This window comes from Paenibacillus piri (assembly GCF_004354045.1).
GTDB classification, from domain to species: Bacteria; Bacillota; Bacilli; order Paenibacillales; family NBRC-103111; genus Paenibacillus_S; species Paenibacillus_S piri.
The window spans coordinates 98,633-118,050 of record NZ_SMRT01000019.1; the positions used below are offsets into that span (position 1 = coordinate 98,633).

The window sequence follows — 19,418 nt, forward strand, 5'->3', positions numbered from 1 at the left end:
GTCCAAATAGGAGCCACATAACTCAAAAGGGCTAGTTTCCGGCTGCAGCAGCCGAAATTGATTCGCAATCTTCATATTTTTGCCATAAACGGGAAGCTGAAACGTCAGGAGCATCGGACGTTCAAACATATTTCATAAACGTAGCTCTTACGGGGCATTTTGATCAACCGGGATTTCGATATAATCATCCTTGTCGTTACGGCAAGGATTTTATTTGTTTAAGGAGAGGGGAAGTGGTGCAGTATGGATTATCCGACAATAGATTTCGGATGGATCGGAAACGGAAATTTGATCGGAATGATGGCGGTTCTGCATGTCATGATTAATCATGCAGTCGCTATCGGAGGCTCGATACTTATGGTCTCTATCGAATACGTGGCTGTAAAACAGCAAAACGAGCGTCTGGAAGCCTTCTCAAGATGGCTTAGCAAATGGATTTTGATCATTACGACGACGCTTGGCGCCATGACTGGTGTAGGCATCTGGTTTACTACGACAGTTATTCAGCCGTATGCGATTGGCTCGCTACTCCGTATTTTCCACTGGGCCTGGTTCACGGAATGGCTCGTATTTGTCTCCGAGGTTGTACTGATCCTGATGTATTTCTATACGTGGGATAAATGGAGCGGTGATAAGAAAAAGCTGCATTTGCGTACAGGCGTCGCATTATGCGTAATGTCCTGGTTCACGCTGGTTCTGATCACAGGTATACTTGCCGCTCAAATTAATCCCGGTAATTGGGCGGAAACCTTATCGTTCTGGAGCGCCTTTTTAAACGAGACCTGGATTCCTTCAACATTGTTCCGGACTTTCGCTGCTATATCACTGGGAGTCGCGCTGCTTGCTCCTTTTACACGATGGTTTGTCAAAAACAAACTGGATCGGGTAACCGTATTAAAGCTTTTTGGAAAATGGCTCGTCGTTTCTGTTCCTTTAATGATAGCTTTTGGGGTCTGGTATCAACGCACATTGCCTGAAAAGGCACAAGCGCTTGTTGTATGGGGCTCCGGCATGAGCGATTTCACTTTCGCTGTTATTAACGTAACCGGATTATTGCTGATTTTTGTATTGGGGATTATGCTGCTTGACGGAAGAGCTAATTTCCCGGTCTCCCTTACCTTATTTACCGCATTATTTTCCCTGCTGCTGCTGGCTGAATTTGAAATCATCCGTGAAAATATTCGCAAGCCGTATGTCATCTACAATTATATGTATGCAAACGGAGTGTTGAAATCGGACTTGGAACGCTATAAGAAGGAAGGTATGCTGGGCGAGTCCAGATTATCCGGCATTACCAAAGTTACAGATGCCAACAAGCTGCAGGCGGGAGAGGAGCTGTTTAGGATGCAGTGCATATCTTGCCACAGTATTGACGGAGCGCGTCGAAGCAGAGCTATGACTGTACGTGTAAACGGATGGAGCGAAGAGGCCATCGCATCTTTCATTCCACAAATGCATCAAGTACGCCCAGCTATGCCTCCATTTGCAGGTAATGAGGAGGAAGTAAAGGCGTTGGCCGCATATATTCATAGCGTTGTAAGTGAAAAGCAGGCGACTACCGGCAGCAGTCCTGCATCAAAATAAAGCTTCATTAACTGGAGAGGGGTACGTATATGGGAAATCACGCATGGTTGCGCACGGAATCGCCTGTACCGAACGATTTGGGTCTGGCCATACCCGGAAATTTACCGATGTTTGAGGTTATAATTGTTGTGGGCTTTATTCTGCATATTCTGTTTGTCAACCTACTAGTCGCTGGATCCGTATCCGCTGTATACCTGGAGATCAAAGGGATCGTTAAAAAAGATCGGATTTATGACAGTATGGCTAACAGGCTGGCAACCCAAGTGTCAACCTTCAAAAGCATAGCGGTCGTGCTTGGCATAGCGCCTTTATTGATCATCAGCACGATCTACACGCAGTTCTTTTATCCATCCACGATACTGATCGGGCATATGTGGCTTATGATGATTCCGCTCTTAATCATTGCCTTTCTGTCCTTATATGTATACAAGTTTACATGGGAGGTATGGCGCAACCGCAAAGGGATTCATTTGATATTTGGTTTGCTGGGTACGGGTATTTTGTTGTTTATACCGCTGTTGTTTATAACGAATGTTGCTTCCATGCTTCAGCCGGAGCTGTGGGATGTCTCCAGAGGCTTCTGGGGATCGCTGTTTCATTATCCGACTATCTGGCAGCGCTATATGCATTTCATGGGAGCAAGTTTTACCATGACAGGCATATTTATGTATTGGCGAGGGGGGAGAGCGCTTCGCCACGCTCATGATCCGGTTGCCGAAGCAAGCAGGCTATTCGGGAAGAGGCTGGCGGCGGTGTTTACTTTGCTGCAGCTGGCAGCAGGCCCGCTGCTGTTGTTAAGCATGGATGCCCGGGTCAAGAATGCTTTCACCGGAGGATCTATATTTCATACCGGACTACTCGTTTTGGCCATACTGCTGGCTATTGCGTTGAGCTGCATGCTTGTTCGATTGACAAAAGCGGATAGTCGCCGGCTGTTTATGTCGACCGTCGTATTGTTTCTGATTGTATTGAGTTTAATGAGTTGGATCAGACACGAAGTGAGAGAGCTCTACTTGGCGCCTTATGTCAAAGAATCTCCCAGAACGATAGAGAAATCAAGACCATAAAGTTGGTCTGCAAGGAAAAGGCCGCAAAGCTGAAGATGCTCTGCGGCCTTAATACAGTGCTGTTATTTCTTCTCTGCCAGCCAGCGAGCCAGATTGGCAATTTCTTCATCTTTAATCGTTCCTTTAAAGGCAGGCATTCCGCCTCTTCCGCTTTGAATCAGCTTGTAGAGCTGCTGGTCAGACAGCTTTCCGCCGACCTTCTGGAGGTTGGGTCCCATCTTTCCTTCCAAATCGGTTCCATGACAAGCTATGCAGGATTGCTTGTAAATAGCTTCGGCCGCTTGTGCGTTTAACGGTGCTTCGGGCAATGCGGGAGCCGATGCCGCCTGTTTCATCTCTCCCTGATGGCTGTTCACTTGAATGAACAGGCCGCTTACACCTGCAACACAGGCAATGCCGCATAGCAGAGCCATTGTCCACTTGAGCATAGGTATTCTCCCTTCCTTTTTTTCTCGAATATACTAGCATTTTGAGAGAGTGTCTGTATATAGCACTTTGGAGTCAGGTGTTGGAAGCAACCGTTTTTATTCATTACAGTCAGGTGAAGAAATCAATAACAGATAGCTCTTATGAGTCATAGGTTTTTATTGAAAAATATGGTTAGATTAAATAGCAGATCAAGAAAGGAGTCACGCTATGCTGTATAAAAACATCAAGAGTCTTATTTTGATCATACCTACCTTGACCATCGGTTTGTGGGAGTATGTGCGCCATACGTTTCTGCTACCCTATATTTCTATGGATCTTGGAAATTGGCTGGCCCCGCTGCTTGTATTTGTAGTAACCATGACTTTATTGCGCAAGCTATTCCGCATGCTTGAGGTCCTTCAAGAGATGCTGCAGCAGGAAAGAAGCGATAAGGCTGCGCTGCTAGAGCGTGAGAAAATATCCAGAGAGCTTCATGACGGCATTGCGCAATCCCTATTCCTGCTTTCCGTTAAAGCAGATCAAATGGAGCAGGGAAATGAATTGGCAAAAGCGCCGTTCAACAGCTTTCGCAAAACCGTTCATCAAGTAAATGACTATGTGAGGCAGGCCATTGCCAGCTTGCGTTATCCGCCTGTATCGGAATCCAAGCCATGGGGCGAATCCATTCAAAATCTGGTCATCGATTTCAGGAAGGACACAGGTATTGCAGCAGAGTTAAACTGGAAGCTTCGGGAAGAACGGCTTTCCTTAAAGGAAAAAGTGGAACTGTACGCAACTTTAAGGGAAGCTTTAATCAATGTATACAAGCATGCCAATGCGCGCCATGCGTGGGTATCCGGTGAGGAAGAAGCGGCCGGATGGAAATGCAAGGTTACGGATGACGGCGACGGCTTCCCTGCGGAAGCACTGGACAATCCCGGTGGCTTCGGTATTACCATTATGAAAGAAAGAGCACAGGAAATGGGCTGGTTTCTAAATTTCAAGCAAGAGGATGACGGAATGACGGTCGAAGTAGGAAGGAGGGAATAGCCGTGCGTCAACCTATTCGTTTGATGCTGGTCGATGACCATGCGCATGCACGTCAAGCCATGCGAGAAATTATTCAGATTGATCCTGAATTCGACATCGTGTGCGAGGCGACGAACGGTCGGGAGGCTATTGCGCTGGCTGAACAGTGGATGCCCGATCTGATCTTGATGGACATTAATATGCCGCAGCTGGACGGACTGGAGGCGACCAAAATCATTAAAGAGCGGTTTCCTTACGTGAAAATCGTAATGGTGACCGTATCTGATGACATCACGCACTTGTTTGAGGCCTTGAAGAAAGGAGCGCAAGGCTACTTATTAAAAAATTTAAACCCTGCATCCTGGCATGAATATCTCCGGGCCGTAGCAATTGATGAAACGCCTATGTCACGAGAAGTTGCCGTACGTCTGCTTGAGGAATTTTCCTCGATTAAGACCAGAGTTCCCGAGCATTCTCCGCTGACTTCGCGTGAGAAGCAAATATTGGAATGCGTTGCTCAAGGGAAAAGCAACCGCGAAATCTCAGAATCCCTCGCCATATCCGAGCACACGGTCAAAAATCATTTGAAAAATATTTTACATAAGCTTCATTTGGACAACCGGGTTCAGCTCATGCGGTATGCGTTTGAAAAGGGCTGGTTCAGGGGCCGTAATTAATCTAATGGAGGAAAAAATGTATGGTCAAACAATGGTTGCTCGTACTAACGGGATGTATCATCATTGCCGGAATGACGGGATGCGGCGGCAGTCCGGGAGACGCGGGCGGAAACGCAGGGGGTAAAAAGCAAGCTGCAGCAAGAACGCAAAACGATGGATCTGACCCTGACGTGATTTACAAAAGCAGTTGTATTGCTTGTCACGGAGCCAACCTTGAGGGAAAAGCAGGACCAAGCTTGACGAAGATAGGCGCAAAGCTCGGCAAGGAGCAGATTGCAGCCAAAATCCAAAAAGGAGGCGGAGGAATGCCAAGCTACAAGGACAAATTGAAGGATGAGGAAATACAATTGCTTTCAGATTGGTTATCAGCAAAGAAATAAACCGCAATTGACAGTACGGCTGTCAAATAACCTTCACATTTAATTCCCCTGCCTCGATGTTAAAACCTGTTCGAATTATAGAGAAAACTTTATAATTATTTAGTATGCAGATTTCTTTATTTTGTTTAAGCTGCGGCATTTTAAATTCTCTAATAGGATTTAAAATCGTTTAGGAGGAGAATGGGCTTGACATTACAACAATTGAAGTATGTGATAGAGGTTGCAAACCGTGGCTCCATTAATGAAGCAGCCAAAAGACTGTTTATTACTCAACCTAGTCTTTCCAATGCGATAAGGGAGCTGGAAGAGGAATTGCAGCTTTCCATATTTGAAAGATCCAATAAAGGCATATCTCTTTCGAAAGAGGGAGTAGAATTTCTAAGTTATGCTCGGCAAGTCGTAGAGCAGGCACAATTATTGGAAAGCCGGTACCTCAATTCCAAGCCGTCTCCGCAGCATTTTTCCGTTTCGACCCAACATTACGCCTTTGCGGTAAATGCATTTGTCAGTATGGTTCAAAAGTATGGATTAGATGAATATGAAATGGCTTTACGCGAGACCAAAACTTATGAGATTATCGAAGATGTCAAAAGCTTGCGAAGCGAAATCGGGATTTTATATTTGAATGAGTTCAATGAAAAAGTGATTAACAAGATGCTTAAAGCCGCGAATTTACAATTTACCGGTTTATTTACCGCTAAGCCTCATGTTTTTATTAGCATTAAAAATCCGTTGGCAAGCCAGAAGATCGTAACCATCGATCAGCTTCAGCAATTTCCATACTTGTCCTTTGATCAAGGAGAGTACAATTCCTTTCATTTTTCAGAAGAGATTCTAAGCACCATGTCCCATAAGAAAAGCATAAGAGTCAATGATCGGGCTACATTATTCAATTTATTAATTGGTTTGAATGGATACACGATTTCAACAGGCGTGTTAAGCGCCGATTTGAACGGCAATGAAATCATTCCAGTTCCTTTGGATTGCGAGGAAACCATCCATGTGGGCTGGATATCCCATAAAAATATTGAGCTGACTAAGCTAGGTTCTGCTTATGTTGAAGCGTTGAAGCAAGCGGTTACCCTTCATGATTCAAATTAGAAAGTAGGGATCAATTAACAAAAGGTGTCTTTCCCTGACAGCAGCATAGGGATAGGCACCTTAATTTTTCGAAGCGGCCTTCAACGGCAAAAATTCCAACCGGCAGCTTTGCAGCAATTCGGCCTTACATTGACGGGACATGATTACGATATCAAGACCGGATATAGTCTAAGACTATGGCTAGCTATAACTTTATTGAATTACACGATAGAAGCCAGTATGTGATAACTTTTTTGTAACAAATAGTAGAGGAGTTTTTGCATGATGGTGAGAAGCAGTGTATTGGGATATCCGCGTATAGGTGCCGATAGAGAATGGAAAAAAGCGCTGGAAGCATTCTGGGCAGGCAAGCTTGAAGAAGCACAATTTCTAAGCAATTTGCAAGAAATCCGATTGAATCATTTGCGTAAGCAGCAGGAAAAAGGCATTGATTACATTCCTGTTAATGATTTCAGTTATTACGATCATATCCTTGATACTGCCGCGATGTTTGGCATTATCCCGCAGCGGTTTGCTTATGAGGGCGGCGTCGTGTCTTTGCCTGTCTATTACGGAATCGCCCGTGGAACGAAGGATGCTGCAGCAAGTGAGATGACCAAGTGGTTTAATACAAATTATCACTATATCGTTCCTGAATTGTCTGGTGCAACACCGGTACTTACCGAAAACAAGCCGCTTGCAGCTTATCGCGAAGCTAAACAGAAGCTTGGTATCGAAGGAAAGCCGGTGATCGTTGGACCATTGACCTTACTAAAGCTGTCCAAAGGTTACAATATATCGGAGACCGATGCTTGGCTGAACCGATTGCTTCCACTCTATGTACAAATTGTTCAGGAGCTTGCACAAGAAGGCGTTCAATGGGTACAGATGGACGAACCGATTCTTGTAACCAAATTAAGCGAAGCTGACATTCAAAATCTTAAGACCATTTATGAGACATTGGCCGCAGCAGCACCAAACCTGAACATTATGCTGCAAACGTATTTTGAAGCGGTAGAGCACTACAGCGATATTGTCGCATTGCCGGTCAAAGGAATCGGCCTGGATTTCGTACACGGAATTTCCGGGAATATCCAATCGATTAAAGCGTTTGGTTTTCCGGCGGACAAGATTCTAGGCGCAGGCGTCATCGACGGCCGCGGTATCTGGAGAGCGTCACTTAGTGGGAAACTGGCTCTGCTGGAAGAGCTTGCCGAAGTTGTTGCACTTGAACGTTTAATCGTACAATCCTCGTGCAGTCTGCTGCATGTTCCGGTAACGACAGCGGCTGAGACGAAGCTTACAGCTGAGCTGAAACATGCTCTTGCATTTGCAGATGAAAAGATAGACGAGCTTGTACTTTTAACAAAAGCATTATCTTCAGGCAGTGCCGCGATTGCAGAAGAACTGGACCAAAGTGATCGTGCGATACAAGCTCTCCAGCAGTCTGAGGAGCGCAACCGCATCAATATTCAACAAGCCGTTGCTGAGCTGAGCGTTCAACAACCGGAGCGTTCCCGTCCTTTTGCCGAACGTCACAGGGCCCAACAAGTGAAATGGCAATTGCCGTTGTTTCCGACAACGACGATCGGCAGCTTCCCGCAATCCCCAGATGTGCGTAAGGCGCGTCAAATGTGGCGCAAAGGAGAATGGAACAACGAGCAGTATATAGGCTTTATCCGGGAACAAATCGACATATGGATCAAGATTCAGGAAGAAATCGGTTTGGATGTTCTTGTGCACGGGGAGTTTGAGCGTACCGACATGGTTGAGTTTTTTGGCGAGAAGCTCGCAGGTTTCGCGTTTACACAAAACGGGTGGGTGCAATCGTACGGTTCCCGTTGTGTAAAACCGCCGGTTATATTCGGAGATATTGCATTTACCGGGGAAATGACGGTTGAAGAAACCAGGTATGCCCAGTCGCGGACTAATCGACCTGTTAAAGGCATGCTGACCGGACCGATTACCATTATGAACTGGTCGTTTGTTCGTGAAGATATTCCACGTGAGCGCATCGCCTACCAATTAGCCTATGCGCTTAGACAAGAAGTTGAGGCACTTGAGCAAGCAGGTATTGGCATGATCCAGGTTGACGAGCCTGCAGTTCGCGAAGGTCTTCCGCTTAAGGGAAAAGAGCAAGCCGATTATCTTGCATGGGCTGTCAAAGCTTTCCGCATCGCGACTTGCACGGTACAGGAAACAACGCAAATCCATACGCATATGTGCTATTGCGAATTTCATGACATGATTGATTCGATTGAAGCCATGGATGCCGATGTCATTTCCATCGAGACATCCCGCAGTCACGGCGAACTGATTCATAGCTTTGAGTTGAACACCTATAAGCTGGGCATCGGATTAGGCGTATATGATATCCATAGTCCGCGTGTGCCGAGCGTTGAGGAGATGACCGGCATGATTGAACGCGCCTTGCGTGTTTTAGATGCTAAGCTGTTCTGGATTAATCCGGATTGCGGTCTTAAAACCCGCGGACCTGAAGAGACTATCGCTTCCTTGCGGAATATGGTGGATGCAACCATGATTGCCCGTGCAAAACATGCTGCAAATGCCGCAACTGAATGATATCACGTGGCGCCGTATATTCTTGACTTGGCTTTTGTATTTATATATTATAAACATAAAAGTATACTATATTTCATAAAGAAGTGACAGCACCATTATTTTAACTAAAAAAGGAAAATGAAGATGAAGATAAAAGAATTAACGTTGATGACTCGCCAATTGGAAGCCATGAAATCCTTTTACGGCTCACTGTTAGGGTTAGAATTGCTAGAGGATCGCCCATCGTACTTATCATTCCGAGCCGGGGAATCCGTTCTTACATTTCAGAATGGTTCTCCCGGAGAAAATCCGTTTTATCACATTGCCTTTACCATCCCGACGAATAAGTTCGTTGAAGCCAAACGGTGGGTGAGCGAATTAGGTATCCCGTTATTTTCGAAGGAGGGTCAGGACGAGTTTGCGTTTGAAAACTGGAATGCGACTTCCCTCTATTTTTACGATCCGAATGGGAATCTGATCGAGTTTATCGCTCATCATACACTAGATAATGCGACGAACGAAGCTTTCGGACCAAAACTATTGCTTCGAATCAGTGAAATTGGTCTACCTGTCGATAATGTTCCTGCATCTGTAAGGGAACTCACCAGCGCGTTCCAGCTCAGCTTGTGGGGGGGAGACGGGCAGCAATTCGCACCGCTCGGTGGCGCAGAAGGTGTACTGATCGTGGTGGACAGACGTCGGCCATGGTTCCCGGACGGGCGAACACCTGCGGTGTTCGACTCCAAAGTAACGATGGAGGCCGTAGGCTCTGCCAGTTTACGAATGCAGGACGGCCTATACGAATTAAAATCGATCTGAAACAGAGGACGCCATCGATTTCGTTTTGGGATTGTATGCCAACCCTCCAAATAAAGATTGAACTAACGGTACGCGATACCTCAATAAACACAAAGAAACGGCAGCCGGAGAATGGCTGCCGTTTTCTCAACTAAACATTCGAAGGGGATATTGAAAACTTCAACAGAAATATTGGACAATGTTTTTGCCTCATGTCTGGTTGTTAGGACATGTTTTTTTGTTGAAAGTAAACAACCTTAACAAAATAGATCATTAAAAAATGTTAATGGACATTTAACCAATATGGGCATTTGCACATATGGTATGGAGTAAGTTAGCACAGAAAGGAGCTACGGAATGTCCAATGAGTTTGTTGCCCTCTTTGGATGAAGAAAGATTTTGGTCACACATTTTACGAGCGGAATCCACAGGCGATCAAAAAGTTTAACGAAGAAGTCCATAATGCTGTTTCCCACATCGAATGTAAGTATCATACATCCGCTATTGGCTAATCAAGAAAAAATTAATTGGAGGTTTTTACAATGAATGAATTCCAGAATGATCTTCAACAATTGAACGTTTCCCAATTTCAAGCCGGTGAGATGACGCCTTGGAATCAACAAAGCCAGTACACGGCAGGTCAATTTCCGATTGGCGTGGACCCGGCTGATCCATCGCGGTCGTGCGGTGTCTCCGTAGGTTTTTGTGGTGGTTTTTGTCATCATCACTGCGGCGGCTTTTGTGCAGGTTTTTGTCATCATCACTGTGGAGGCTTCTGTCATCATCACTGTGGTGGCTTTTGCCATCATCACTGTGGTGGCTTTTGCCATCATCACTGTCGCTAATCCGTCGCTGCCCGGATTATGCGAATTAACAAGAATCCATTAATTATCTAGAAGAGGTACCAAACAAGGAGCAGTTTGCCGCGGCAGCTGCTCTTTGTTTTCGTTTAATCTTTTGAGGCACATCCCTTAAAAAAACATGAATATTCTAAAAAACTTTTAGTTAAAGAAAAAAGAGCTCATGATATACTTAATTTGTAAGCGGTATCAACGCGCTGTTAAAAGTTGGCAAGAACAAGTAATCGATATCATGCCGGACAGGAGAATTTGCATGAGAAGAAACAGTTATTTTATCAGATTGCTCTCCTTTAACATCATATTGGTCATCGTTTCCGTTTTCATGTTAGGTTATATCGCCTACTTAAAGACAACAAGCTTAATTAACGAGAAGATCGATAAAATCAACGGACAGCTGCTCTTTCAGACACAGCTGCAAATCGAAAATTCCCTTCGATCTGTTGAAAGTGCTATCGTTCAGTTTTCACTTTCGCCAAACCTAATAAATATTATGGATGTCGATTTCAATGTGATCAAGTATGAAAATTATTTGGAATTGAAGAGCTTATTGCCGGAAATAAATACGCTATACTCTCATGATTCAGGCTTTAGTTATTTCGAGATCGTTAATTTGAATAAAGGCTGGGTGTTGCGTAACGGAGGAGTTCTCGCCATTCAAGAGGTCTATAGTCCTGACGAAATTCGGCGGATTAAAGAGGGTGCTTCAAGTTCGATCTGGAGCCGTGTGGACAACGGCAATTTTGAATACACTTTAAAGGTCCCGTTTTCGTCATTTGATCAATTCAATGGCGTTGTGCGCGCAAGGATTCCCGGCAACGAAATATATCATGTACTTGCGACCGGCAAAGACATGGGCGAAATGACCTTAATTGATGCAAATGGCAGCGTAATCCGCGGCTTAATTCAATTTAAATCAATTCAAGATGAGTTAGCGGACGCCGTTCAGAAGGTTCAACGCGACATTCAAATAGAACCGGAAGGAAGCTTTTTAACTAAATTAAACGGTGACGAATATTCTGTTATTTACCGCAAATCGGCCAAGTACGGTTGGACGTATTTATCCGTAGTGTCCACCTTGGAAACGAACAGTACTTCCCGGTTTATCGGATTTTTCATTGTCATCACCAGCTTTGTAGTCATAAGCGTCATTTTCGTGTTTTCTTTATTCGGAGCAAGAAAGCTTTATTCGCCGATCAAACGTTTATTCCATCTGGTTGTATCGAACTCCGACGATAACTCCCATGCTCGCAGCAACGAGTTGGATTTTATCAATAAAAAAATTCGGATGTTTTTACAGGATAGTCAGAGGCTGAAGGCCCAATTGGGAATCAAAGCTAACGAACTCAATGATTTTTTTGCGTTCAAGCTTTTTCAAGGAGAATTAAAACAGACTGAGATTGAAAGCAAATTAGGCATCGATATGCGTTGGGAACAATATTGTGTAATGACGGTGCAAATTGATACGCTGGAAGGTACAGGCTACCGGAAAACCGATTTGGATCTTTTGCTTTTTGCCGTTAAAAACATGCTGGGCGAACTTGCAGCGGAATTATCGGTACTCAGACCGGTCATCATAAACAATGTCCAGGTTCTGCTGATCGGTACCCCGCATAAAAATGTTGAGGTCATGAAAGAAGACGTTTATTTGCTCTCGCGTTCGATTCAGCAAGCCGTCAAACAATATCTAAAGCTGCAAGTGAGCATAGGAATCAGCGATCCCTTCTTCAAGTCGTACGAAGCCTCCGATGGATACCATAAGGCGGCAGATGCGTTAAAATTAAGAATGACCCACGGACGAGAAGCGATTTTGTATATATCGGATTTCGATGAAACCGAAGCAGTCAAAGCCAAGTATCCGGCTTTAATCGCCAAAGATTTGAACGACGCCATTAAATTTGGCGACAAGGAGCAGACAAAGCATTTTCTACATAATTTCATAGCGGAAATCTTTTCAGGACCTTACAGCTACAAAGATTGTCATAAATTTATTTTCCTGCTGCTGATGGATATGATCAAGCTTAGTAACAACTCGGATGAAATGTTTATCCGGCTGTTTAAGGAAAAGCCGTTATTCGATTATTTGGATCAACTGCTGCAAAACTCGGGTCATGATGTAGAAGTTTGGATTTACGACACCGTCATCGAACCTATGATCACAGAGACGTTAGCGAGGAATGAAACCCGTCATCGAAACATAACGAAAACGCTGATTCAATTTATACACGAGGAATACGATACGGATTTGACATTGGAAGCTTGTGCTTCCCGTCTTCATTTCAATCCCAATTATTTGGGGCAAATTTTCAGGAAGGAGTCGGGGAGTGGATTTAATGATTATTTATCCCAATACCGGTTGATTATTTCGAAAAAAATGTTGGCTGAAACCGATTATCAAGTGCAGGAAATCGCCGAAAACCTTCGATTCAGCAACTCGCAAAATTTTATCCGATATTTCAAGAAGATGGAAGGGATAACCCCCAGACAGTATAGGGAAAATTTGATGAAGTCATGACGCGACGCGTCATTTTTTTTGCCGATATTCATTATTGATTATTGATTATTGCAAGTCTGTTCGATAATCACGGTTACACTGCAGGATGGATTATTTACGCATAGCCGCCGCTTTGTTATAACATAAGCAAGTTCATCCAAGCTGAGCCTTAATCGGGGTTAATATGATTTCGGAGGGGAGGTAAAACATTTGAAAATGGTTTCTGATTTATCCCGAACCGCGCGGCTGCAGACCAATCATCCCGCGAAAGGAAAAGCGGACAAGTTGCTAAAGGAAATGATAAGGGACCGCTGGCTATATCTGATGCTGCTTCCAGGCGTGATCTATTTTGTCTGTTTTAAATATTTGCCGATGTGGGGGCTTGTCATTGCGTTTCAAAACTATATGCCCTTCCTGGGGATCCTGAAAAGTGAGTGGGTTGGTTTTGAGCACTTTCTTTTTTTGTTTCGCAGTCCCGATTTTTGGATGCTGCTGCGCAATACTACGATATTGGCTCTGTACAATATTTTCTTTTTCTTCCCGGTGCCTATCATTCTTGCGTTAATGATGAACGAGATCAGGCATGCCCTGTATAAAAAGTTTGTTGTATCTATGGTTTATATTCCGCATTTTCTATCATGGGTTATTGTTGTAAGCTCCTTTTATATTTTTTTTACGATAGAAAACGGAATTGCCAATGATTTCATTCAGTCGTTGGGCTTTGAAAAGGTTCGTTTCCTGGACAGCGTCCAGTGGTTCAGAACGATGGTGACACTCGAAGTGATTTGGAAGGAAAGCGGTTGGGGGACGATCATCTTTATGGCGGCGCTCGCAGGCGTTAACCCGCAGTTGTACGAAGCAGCCAGGATGGATGGCGCGAATCGTTGGAAGCAGCTGTACCATATTACGCTGCCTTCCATACGCAGCACGATCGTCATTTTGCTCATCCTGCGGTTGGGATCGTTTTTGGATACCGGGTTCGAACAAATTTTCCTGATGCTCAATGCTTTGAACCGCGAGGTAGGCGAGGTGTTCGACACTTACGTATACAGGGTTGGAATTCAAGGCGGACAATTCAGTTTCAGTGCCGCTGTCGGTATGTTTAAATCATTGGTCGGTCTTATGCTGGTATTGGTAACGAATCGTATGGCCAAAAAATTTGGCGAAGAAGGTATTTATTAATCCGGCCGGAAAGGAGAGCGCTATATGAATTTATATCAATCCTGGGGCAGCAGGCTGTTCGACCGGTTCAATTATTTTCTGTTGTTGATCATTGCTTTTATTATGGTGGTTCCCTTTCTTGTAAACATCGTCGGTTCGTTCGCCTCACCGGAAGAAGTTCTCCGCAAAAATTTCGTGATCATGCCAACACGCTTTTCATTAGATGCTTACCGCTATATATTCAGCTCGGAAATCATTCCGCGTTCGTTGATTGTCACCGCATTAGTTACTGTAGTGGGTACAGGGGTCAATATCGTTCTGACCTCATTAATGGCCTACCCGCTCGCCTGCAAACGATTGAACCTGCGCAAGCCCATTATGCTGATGGTTATCTTCTCCATGTTGTTTAGCGGAGGCATGATACCAACGTATATTGTCGTCAAAAGCTTCGCGCTGCTGAATTCATACTGGTCCATGATCATTCCCGGTGCCATCAGTGCGTTCTATCTGATTATTATGAAAAATTTTTTCTTGCAGCTGCCTGATGAATTGGAAGACTCGGCACGAATAGATGGGTGCAACGATCTTCAAATTCTATATAAGATTGTTGTTCCGTTGTCGATGCCGGCGATCGCGACCTTCTCTCTTTTTTATGCAGTCGGCCATTGGAACGCCTTTTTTAGTGCTCTGCTGTACATCAACGATGCGACAAAGCTTCCGATCCAGGTTTGGCTTCGTCAGATCGTTATTTTGTCTCAAGTGGGCATAGGTGATTCGAGCAGCGCTTTAGAGGGAGTGGTTCCGCCGGGAAAAACGATTCAAATGAGTGTGACGGTCGTTTCCACACTTCCCATTCTGCTGGTTTATCCTTTTTTGCAAAAGCATTTTGCCAAAGGTGTGCTGCTTGGATCTGTCAAGGAATAAGGATGCAAACTCTGTCAAGAGATCATCATATCACAGTTGGAGGGTTGATTTAGATGAACAATGGTCTGTTCAACAAAGGCGTAACGGGAACCATATTGTTGGCGTCTCTCGTCAGCGCGGCAACCGGGTGCACAGCCGAAAAAACGGGATCCGCTCCGGCACCGGGCACAACCGGACAAAGTACCGCCCCGGCCGCCCCGGTCAAGATTACGATGTTGAGTCAATATGAGACTCCGGAACCGCCAGGCGCCAATAACCCGGTGGTTCGTAAAATCGAAGAATTAACCAATACGAAGTTGGATATTACTTGGGTGCTGAACTCCAATTATACGGATAAATTAAATGTGACGATTGCTTCAAACGATTTGCCGCAAGCGGTACTCGTCGTCAATCCCCAGGACAGTGTTATTGTGAATGCTGCGGTCTCCGGGTTTTTCTGGGATGTAGAGCCTTTCCTTAAGGACTATCCCAATTTAAGCAAATTGGATAAGGATACGTTGAACAATACGAGAATTAACGGAAAAATTTACGGGTTGTACCGGGGCCGTTATCCGGAAAGAATAATTCTTTACTACAGACATGATTGGCTGACTAATGTAGGAATTAAGGAAGCGCCGAAAAATGTCGAGGAATATTACCAGATGCTCAAAGCTTTTACATTTAATGACCCTAACAAATCCGGCAAGCAGGATACCCGTGGCATTACAGAAGATAAAACATTTGGAACCTATACGTTTCCGCTGTTATTCGGCGCACCGAATGGCTGGGGATATATCAATAACCAGGTCATTCCCGAGCAGATGACCAAAGAGTATATGGATTATCTGAAATTTTTCAAAAAATTGTACGATGAAAAGATATTAAACCAGGACTTTGCAACGGCTCCCCAAAAGAAACCTACGGATGATTTTATGCAAGGGGTTATAGGCGTTCGCGGGACTACCCTGGAAAATTATCGCAATGAATATTATTATAACGCCGCTAAAGTATTTCCGGGCGGAGAGGTCCGCGCCATACCGGCGCTGGTATCGACTACAGGACAAAAGCGGGTTCAGAAAGGTCCTGGTTTCCTGGGGATGTATATGTTCCCGAAATCGAGCGTGAAGACAGAGGCGGAGCTGAGACAGATATTAACCTACTTCGATAGGATGTATGACGATAAGCTGGTCAAAACCGTCATGTTGGGTGTTGAAGGTGTCCATTACCAAGAAGAGAGCGGCGGAGCTGTAAAAATATTGGACGAAACCAAATACAGCAAAGAAGTTGTGCCGGTCGTACACCTTGCATCCCGGATCGACCTAATTAACAACGGGTCTCCATTGGCCAAAGAAGCGATAGCCGCATTAGAAGAAATTAAAAAATACGGAGTTGCTGACGCAACTGCCGGATTAAATCTCAGTGACGCAGGCAAGAAAAAGCTGTCGACAATCAAGAATATTCTTGATGATGCCAGAATCAAGTTCGTGATGGGAGTCATAGACGAGGCCGGATATAAGAAAGAGGTCGATAAATGGTTGCAGATGGGCGGCAACGACATCATCAAGGAGTATACGGAATTGTACAACAAATATAAGAAGTAGCGGTAATCCCGATGAGCGGAAAGACTTCTGTGCCCGGTCATCGGGATGATTAATCATTATTAGGGGAGTGTGAATGTAGAATGAATTATCGGGAACTTGTATCGCGTGGGGATTTGAACTACGATCACAATGTAAAGAGAAGCGAGGGGGGGCTGCCGATCGGGAACGGCAGAATGGGCAGTCTGATTTGGACTTCTCCTTCAGCTGTTAAATTCCAAGTGAATCGTGTTGATGTCTATGCCAATGACCGGTCTACAAACAGCTTTAATCAAAGACATCTGGATTATGGATACGGATGCGGCTTTGTAGATATCGATCTGGCGGATTATGGCGAGGACGTTTTTCAAGACGGTACGATCCGGCAGCAGCTTAGCCTTTATGACGCATTGGCAACCATCCAAGGCAATGGAGTGGATGTCGAGGCCTTCGCTTACGATAACGATGTATTCGCCGTGAAAGTTAATGACGGAAGGGCAGAACCGGAAGGAATTAACATCAAGCTGAAAATGTTAAGACCGGCGGAAGTCGTAACCAAAAGCCATTCAGCGGTTTCTACCTTAAGTATCCATCAGGATATCATGATATTAAAGCAGATATTTAGGGAAGGGGATTATTATTGCTCGTCCGTAGTCGCGATTGGAATATCCGGCCGCAGCGGGGTCATTCGGATGAACGATGAGTTCGGCGGCAGAGCACCTGTAGGCAGCTTCAGAGTTAGTAAAATGTTGGGGATGCCCAATGAAACGGAGATGCGTCTTTGCGTCAAGCCGGCATCGGGGAGCTTCGAAATCTTTATTGCCAGTGCAGCGACATTTGACGAGAACGAGGATATTACGGCTCAAGCTATAACAACGCTTGAATCGGCGCGAACAATGGGCTATGAAAGTATGCTTCGTGAGCATAAGGAATGGTGGAACGAATTTTGGCGGAAGTCGTACATCCGGCTAAGCAGTGAAGACGGGACCGCGGAGTTTGTCGAGGCGCATTATTCATATTTCGTGTATTTGATGGCTTCGAACTCCCGGGGAGGCAACTATCCGATGAATTTCGGAGGAATGCTCCTCAGTCCTCGCGGCGACCTCAGACATTGGGGGGCGATGCAATGGTGGAGCAACCTGAGACTTTATTATAATGCAGTTCTTCCAACCGGCCATTTTGAACTGATGCAGCCTTATTTTAGCATGTATACGGCCATGTATGATTCATGCGCCAGAGCGGCCGAGCAACAATGGGGAAGCAAAGGCATTTACATCCCCGAAACCGTATGGTTTAACGGTGTGGATGAGCTGCCGGAGGATATAGCCGCAGAGATGCAGGATCTTTATTTGCTCAGAAAGTCATGGGAGGAAAGATCCGAGAGATTTAAACGCTATTCGTTCAACAAACATCCGCACGAAAGCAGATGGAACTGGAAAGGATTTGAAAAGTGGGTTGACGGAAACTTGGTTTATACGGAAAAAGGCTACGGTCCTTTCGGTTCCACTTCCCACATGTTTGGCAACGTAGTCGGAATTGCTTATCATTATTGGAATTATTACGAGTTTACAAATGACTTGGCGTTCCTTAGGGACAGAGCTTATCCGATGATCAAAGGCGCAGCCGAGTTCATGCGCAATTATCCTCATGTGCGCAAGGATGATGACGGCAAATACCACATTTATAACAGCATTACCGGGGAATCGTATATCGGAGGCAAAGATACTATGCAGTGCATGGCCTCGCTGCACGCCATCATGCCTGTGGTGTTGAAGTCAGCCGATATATTAGCTGTGGATCAGGAGATGATTCCTGTGTGGGAGGAATTTTACCGCTATCTGGGACCTCTGCCGAAGAGCGACCATCCAACGGCTGTTTTGAAAACAGCAGAGGATGAACCTGCCGTTTGGGTCAGCGCTATCGGACCTGTACAAAATAAAAAAAATGACATTAACGTCGATCCGATGCGATATTTTGACCTTTGTTCGGTGGAAACGTCTTATGAGAATCCGGATTGGTTTGAGACGGGTAAGGCTACCATTCATTATTTGGAAAAATCATACGGAGGTGACTGGAGAAAAGCTCCTACCGAAATGTCGGCTATTGCCTGGATTTTGTCGGGCATGGGTTATGCGGAGGAGTTTAAACAAGCTGTTCTGGCGCAATTGGAATGCGACAACGCAGCAAGAGAGTACTGTTATTTCGACGATACCGGTAAAGTCCCATTTTTCGACAACCGACTGACCGTGCGGGAAGGGATAAACGCCCTGAGCGCGCAGCGTTTGGGCAATGCAGCAACCGCTGTACAATACGCACTCTGTCAAAGCCAGCCCGCAGGGCCGGGTAAAGAGTCGGTCATCCATCTATTCCCGGCATGCCCGAAGGATTGGGATGCTGAGTTCTCGCTTTGGTGTCATGGCGGTTTTAGGGTAACTTCCGCGATACGCAAAAGGGTTATCGAGCTTGTGAGCATCGAATCGATGCTTGGCGGAACATGCAGACTGCGCAACCCGTGGGGCAACCGGGAAGTTGCCGTATATCGGGATAACGATGAAATCATGCGCTCCGTTGACTCATTGATTGAATTCCATACGGACAAAAACACCGCATATACAGTGAGAGAGTCACGTGATTAAACTCAGTTCTGTTGGAGTCATCCGATACCTTTAAAGCATACCAAATCAAATGGCTCAGCAACCGGTTAACCGGTTGCTGAGCCATTTGGTGATCGGTGACATACGGCGTATGCCGCTGAGGAATTTTTCTGGTCGGATGTAGAGTATGTACCGGCATGCGGGTCCCAAAACAGCGATGTAACTCCTTCAAAGATAGGAATAGTAT

General features: G+C 45.2%; 15 protein-coding genes. 14 read left to right on the forward strand and 1 reads right to left on the reverse strand.

Going from position 1 to position 19,418, the window contains the following annotated elements:
* Positions 1–243 precede the first annotated feature (243 nt).
* Both E1757_RS29055 and E1757_RS29060 read left to right on the forward strand, forming a co-directional pair.
* Positions 244–1,584 (forward strand): c-type cytochrome, encoded by a 1,341-nt coding sequence (locus tag E1757_RS29055; protein WP_133234847.1) that lies wholly within the window; start codon positions 244–246, stop codon positions 1,582–1,584.
* A gap of 29 nt (positions 1,585–1,613) precedes the next feature.
* Positions 1,614–2,651: a cytochrome c class I gene (locus E1757_RS29060; protein ID WP_133234849.1), complete on the forward strand. Its 1,038-nt coding sequence runs from the start codon at positions 1,614–1,616 to the stop codon at positions 2,649–2,651.
* A 62-nt stretch (positions 2,652–2,713) separates the two neighbouring features.
* Here the strand turns inward: E1757_RS29060 and E1757_RS29065 are convergent, their stop codons facing one another.
* Positions 2,714–3,079 (reverse strand): c-type cytochrome, encoded by a 366-nt coding sequence (locus tag E1757_RS29065; protein WP_133234851.1) that lies wholly within the window; start codon positions 3,077–3,079, stop codon positions 2,714–2,716.
* A gap of 208 nt (positions 3,080–3,287) precedes the next feature.
* Here E1757_RS29065 and E1757_RS29070 point away from each other — a divergent pair, with 208 nt between their 5' ends.
* From E1757_RS29070 to E1757_RS29130, 12 genes are all read left to right on the forward strand, one after another.
* Positions 3,288–4,109, forward strand: a complete 822-nt coding sequence (locus E1757_RS29070) for a sensor histidine kinase (RefSeq protein WP_165972334.1) — start codon at positions 3,288–3,290, stop codon at positions 4,107–4,109.
* A 23-nt stretch (positions 4,110–4,132) separates the two neighbouring features.
* On the forward strand, positions 4,133–4,765 hold the full coding sequence (locus E1757_RS29075; protein WP_133234959.1) for a response regulator: 633 nt from the start codon (positions 4,133–4,135) through the stop codon (positions 4,763–4,765).
* Between the two features lie 20 nt (positions 4,766–4,785).
* Positions 4,786–5,145 (forward strand): c-type cytochrome, encoded by a 360-nt coding sequence (locus tag E1757_RS29080; RefSeq protein WP_133234853.1) that lies wholly within the window; start codon positions 4,786–4,788, stop codon positions 5,143–5,145.
* A 186-nt stretch (positions 5,146–5,331) separates the two neighbouring features.
* The gene (locus tag E1757_RS29085; RefSeq protein WP_133234855.1) at positions 5,332–6,246 is read left to right on the forward strand and encodes a LysR family transcriptional regulator; all 915 of its coding nucleotides are present in this window, start codon (positions 5,332–5,334) and stop codon (positions 6,244–6,246) included.
* A gap of 264 nt (positions 6,247–6,510) precedes the next feature.
* Positions 6,511–8,808, forward strand: a complete 2,298-nt coding sequence (metE, locus tag E1757_RS29090) for a 5-methyltetrahydropteroyltriglutamate--homocysteine S-methyltransferase (RefSeq protein ID WP_133234961.1) — start codon at positions 6,511–6,513, stop codon at positions 8,806–8,808.
* A gap of 123 nt (positions 8,809–8,931) precedes the next feature.
* Positions 8,932–9,606, forward strand: a complete 675-nt coding sequence (locus E1757_RS29100; RefSeq protein ID WP_133234859.1) for a VOC family protein — start codon at positions 8,932–8,934, stop codon at positions 9,604–9,606.
* Positions 9,607–10,187: 581 nt separating this feature from the next.
* Positions 10,188–10,430 carry a hypothetical protein gene (locus tag E1757_RS29105; RefSeq protein ID WP_246079628.1) on the forward strand — a complete coding sequence of 81 codons (243 nt, stop codon included), beginning with the start codon at positions 10,188–10,190 and terminating at the stop codon, positions 10,428–10,430.
* A 268-nt stretch (positions 10,431–10,698) separates the two neighbouring features.
* Entirely contained in the window at positions 10,699–12,957 is a 2,259-nt protein-coding gene (locus E1757_RS29110) for an AraC family transcriptional regulator (RefSeq protein WP_165972335.1), read from the forward strand.
* A 276-nt stretch (positions 12,958–13,233) separates the two neighbouring features.
* Entirely contained in the window at positions 13,234–14,118 is an 885-nt protein-coding gene (locus tag E1757_RS29115; protein ID WP_133234963.1) for an ABC transporter permease, read from the forward strand.
* Between the two features lie 24 nt (positions 14,119–14,142).
* Positions 14,143–15,021, forward strand: a complete 879-nt coding sequence (locus E1757_RS29120; protein WP_133234865.1) for a carbohydrate ABC transporter permease — start codon at positions 14,143–14,145, stop codon at positions 15,019–15,021.
* A 53-nt stretch (positions 15,022–15,074) separates the two neighbouring features.
* Positions 15,075–16,601, forward strand: a complete 1,527-nt coding sequence (locus tag E1757_RS29125) for a type 2 periplasmic-binding domain-containing protein (protein ID WP_133234867.1) — start codon at positions 15,075–15,077, stop codon at positions 16,599–16,601.
* 80 nt (positions 16,602–16,681) lie between these two features.
* Positions 16,682–19,213: a glycosyl hydrolase family 95 catalytic domain-containing protein gene (locus E1757_RS29130; RefSeq protein WP_133234869.1), complete on the forward strand. Its 2,532-nt coding sequence runs from the start codon at positions 16,682–16,684 to the stop codon at positions 19,211–19,213.
* Positions 19,214–19,418 lie beyond the last annotated feature (205 nt).

Bases quoted from the DNA above. Each gene is read 5' to 3' on its own strand.
- E1757_RS29055 (WP_133234847.1), top strand. From the start codon at position 244: ATGGATTATCCGACAATAGATTTCGGATGGATCGGAAACGGAAATTTG.
- E1757_RS29060 (WP_133234849.1), top strand. From the start codon at position 1,614: ATGGGAAATCACGCATGGTTGCGCACGGAATCGCCTGTACCGAACGAT.
- E1757_RS29065 (WP_133234851.1), bottom strand. From the start codon at position 3,079: ATGCTCAAGTGGACAATGGCTCTGCTATGCGGCATTGCCTGTGTTGCA.
- E1757_RS29070 (WP_165972334.1), top strand. From the start codon at position 3,288: ATGCTGTATAAAAACATCAAGAGTCTTATTTTGATCATACCTACCTTG.
- E1757_RS29075 (WP_133234959.1), top strand. From the start codon at position 4,133: ATGCTGGTCGATGACCATGCGCATGCACGTCAAGCCATGCGAGAAATT.
- E1757_RS29080 (WP_133234853.1), top strand. From the start codon at position 4,786: ATGGTCAAACAATGGTTGCTCGTACTAACGGGATGTATCATCATTGCC.
- metE (WP_133234961.1), top strand. From the start codon at position 6,511: ATGGTGAGAAGCAGTGTATTGGGATATCCGCGTATAGGTGCCGATAGA.
- E1757_RS29100 (WP_133234859.1), top strand. From the start codon at position 8,932: ATGAAGATAAAAGAATTAACGTTGATGACTCGCCAATTGGAAGCCATG.
- E1757_RS29105 (WP_246079628.1), top strand. From the start codon at position 10,188: ATGACGCCTTGGAATCAACAAAGCCAGTACACGGCAGGTCAATTTCCG.
- E1757_RS29110 (WP_165972335.1), top strand. From the start codon at position 10,699: ATGAGAAGAAACAGTTATTTTATCAGATTGCTCTCCTTTAACATCATA.
- E1757_RS29115 (WP_133234963.1), top strand. From the start codon at position 13,234: ATGATAAGGGACCGCTGGCTATATCTGATGCTGCTTCCAGGCGTGATC.
- E1757_RS29120 (WP_133234865.1), top strand. From the start codon at position 14,143: ATGAATTTATATCAATCCTGGGGCAGCAGGCTGTTCGACCGGTTCAAT.
- E1757_RS29125 (WP_133234867.1), top strand. From the start codon at position 15,075: ATGAACAATGGTCTGTTCAACAAAGGCGTAACGGGAACCATATTGTTG.
- E1757_RS29130 (WP_133234869.1), top strand. From the start codon at position 16,682: ATGAATTATCGGGAACTTGTATCGCGTGGGGATTTGAACTACGATCAC.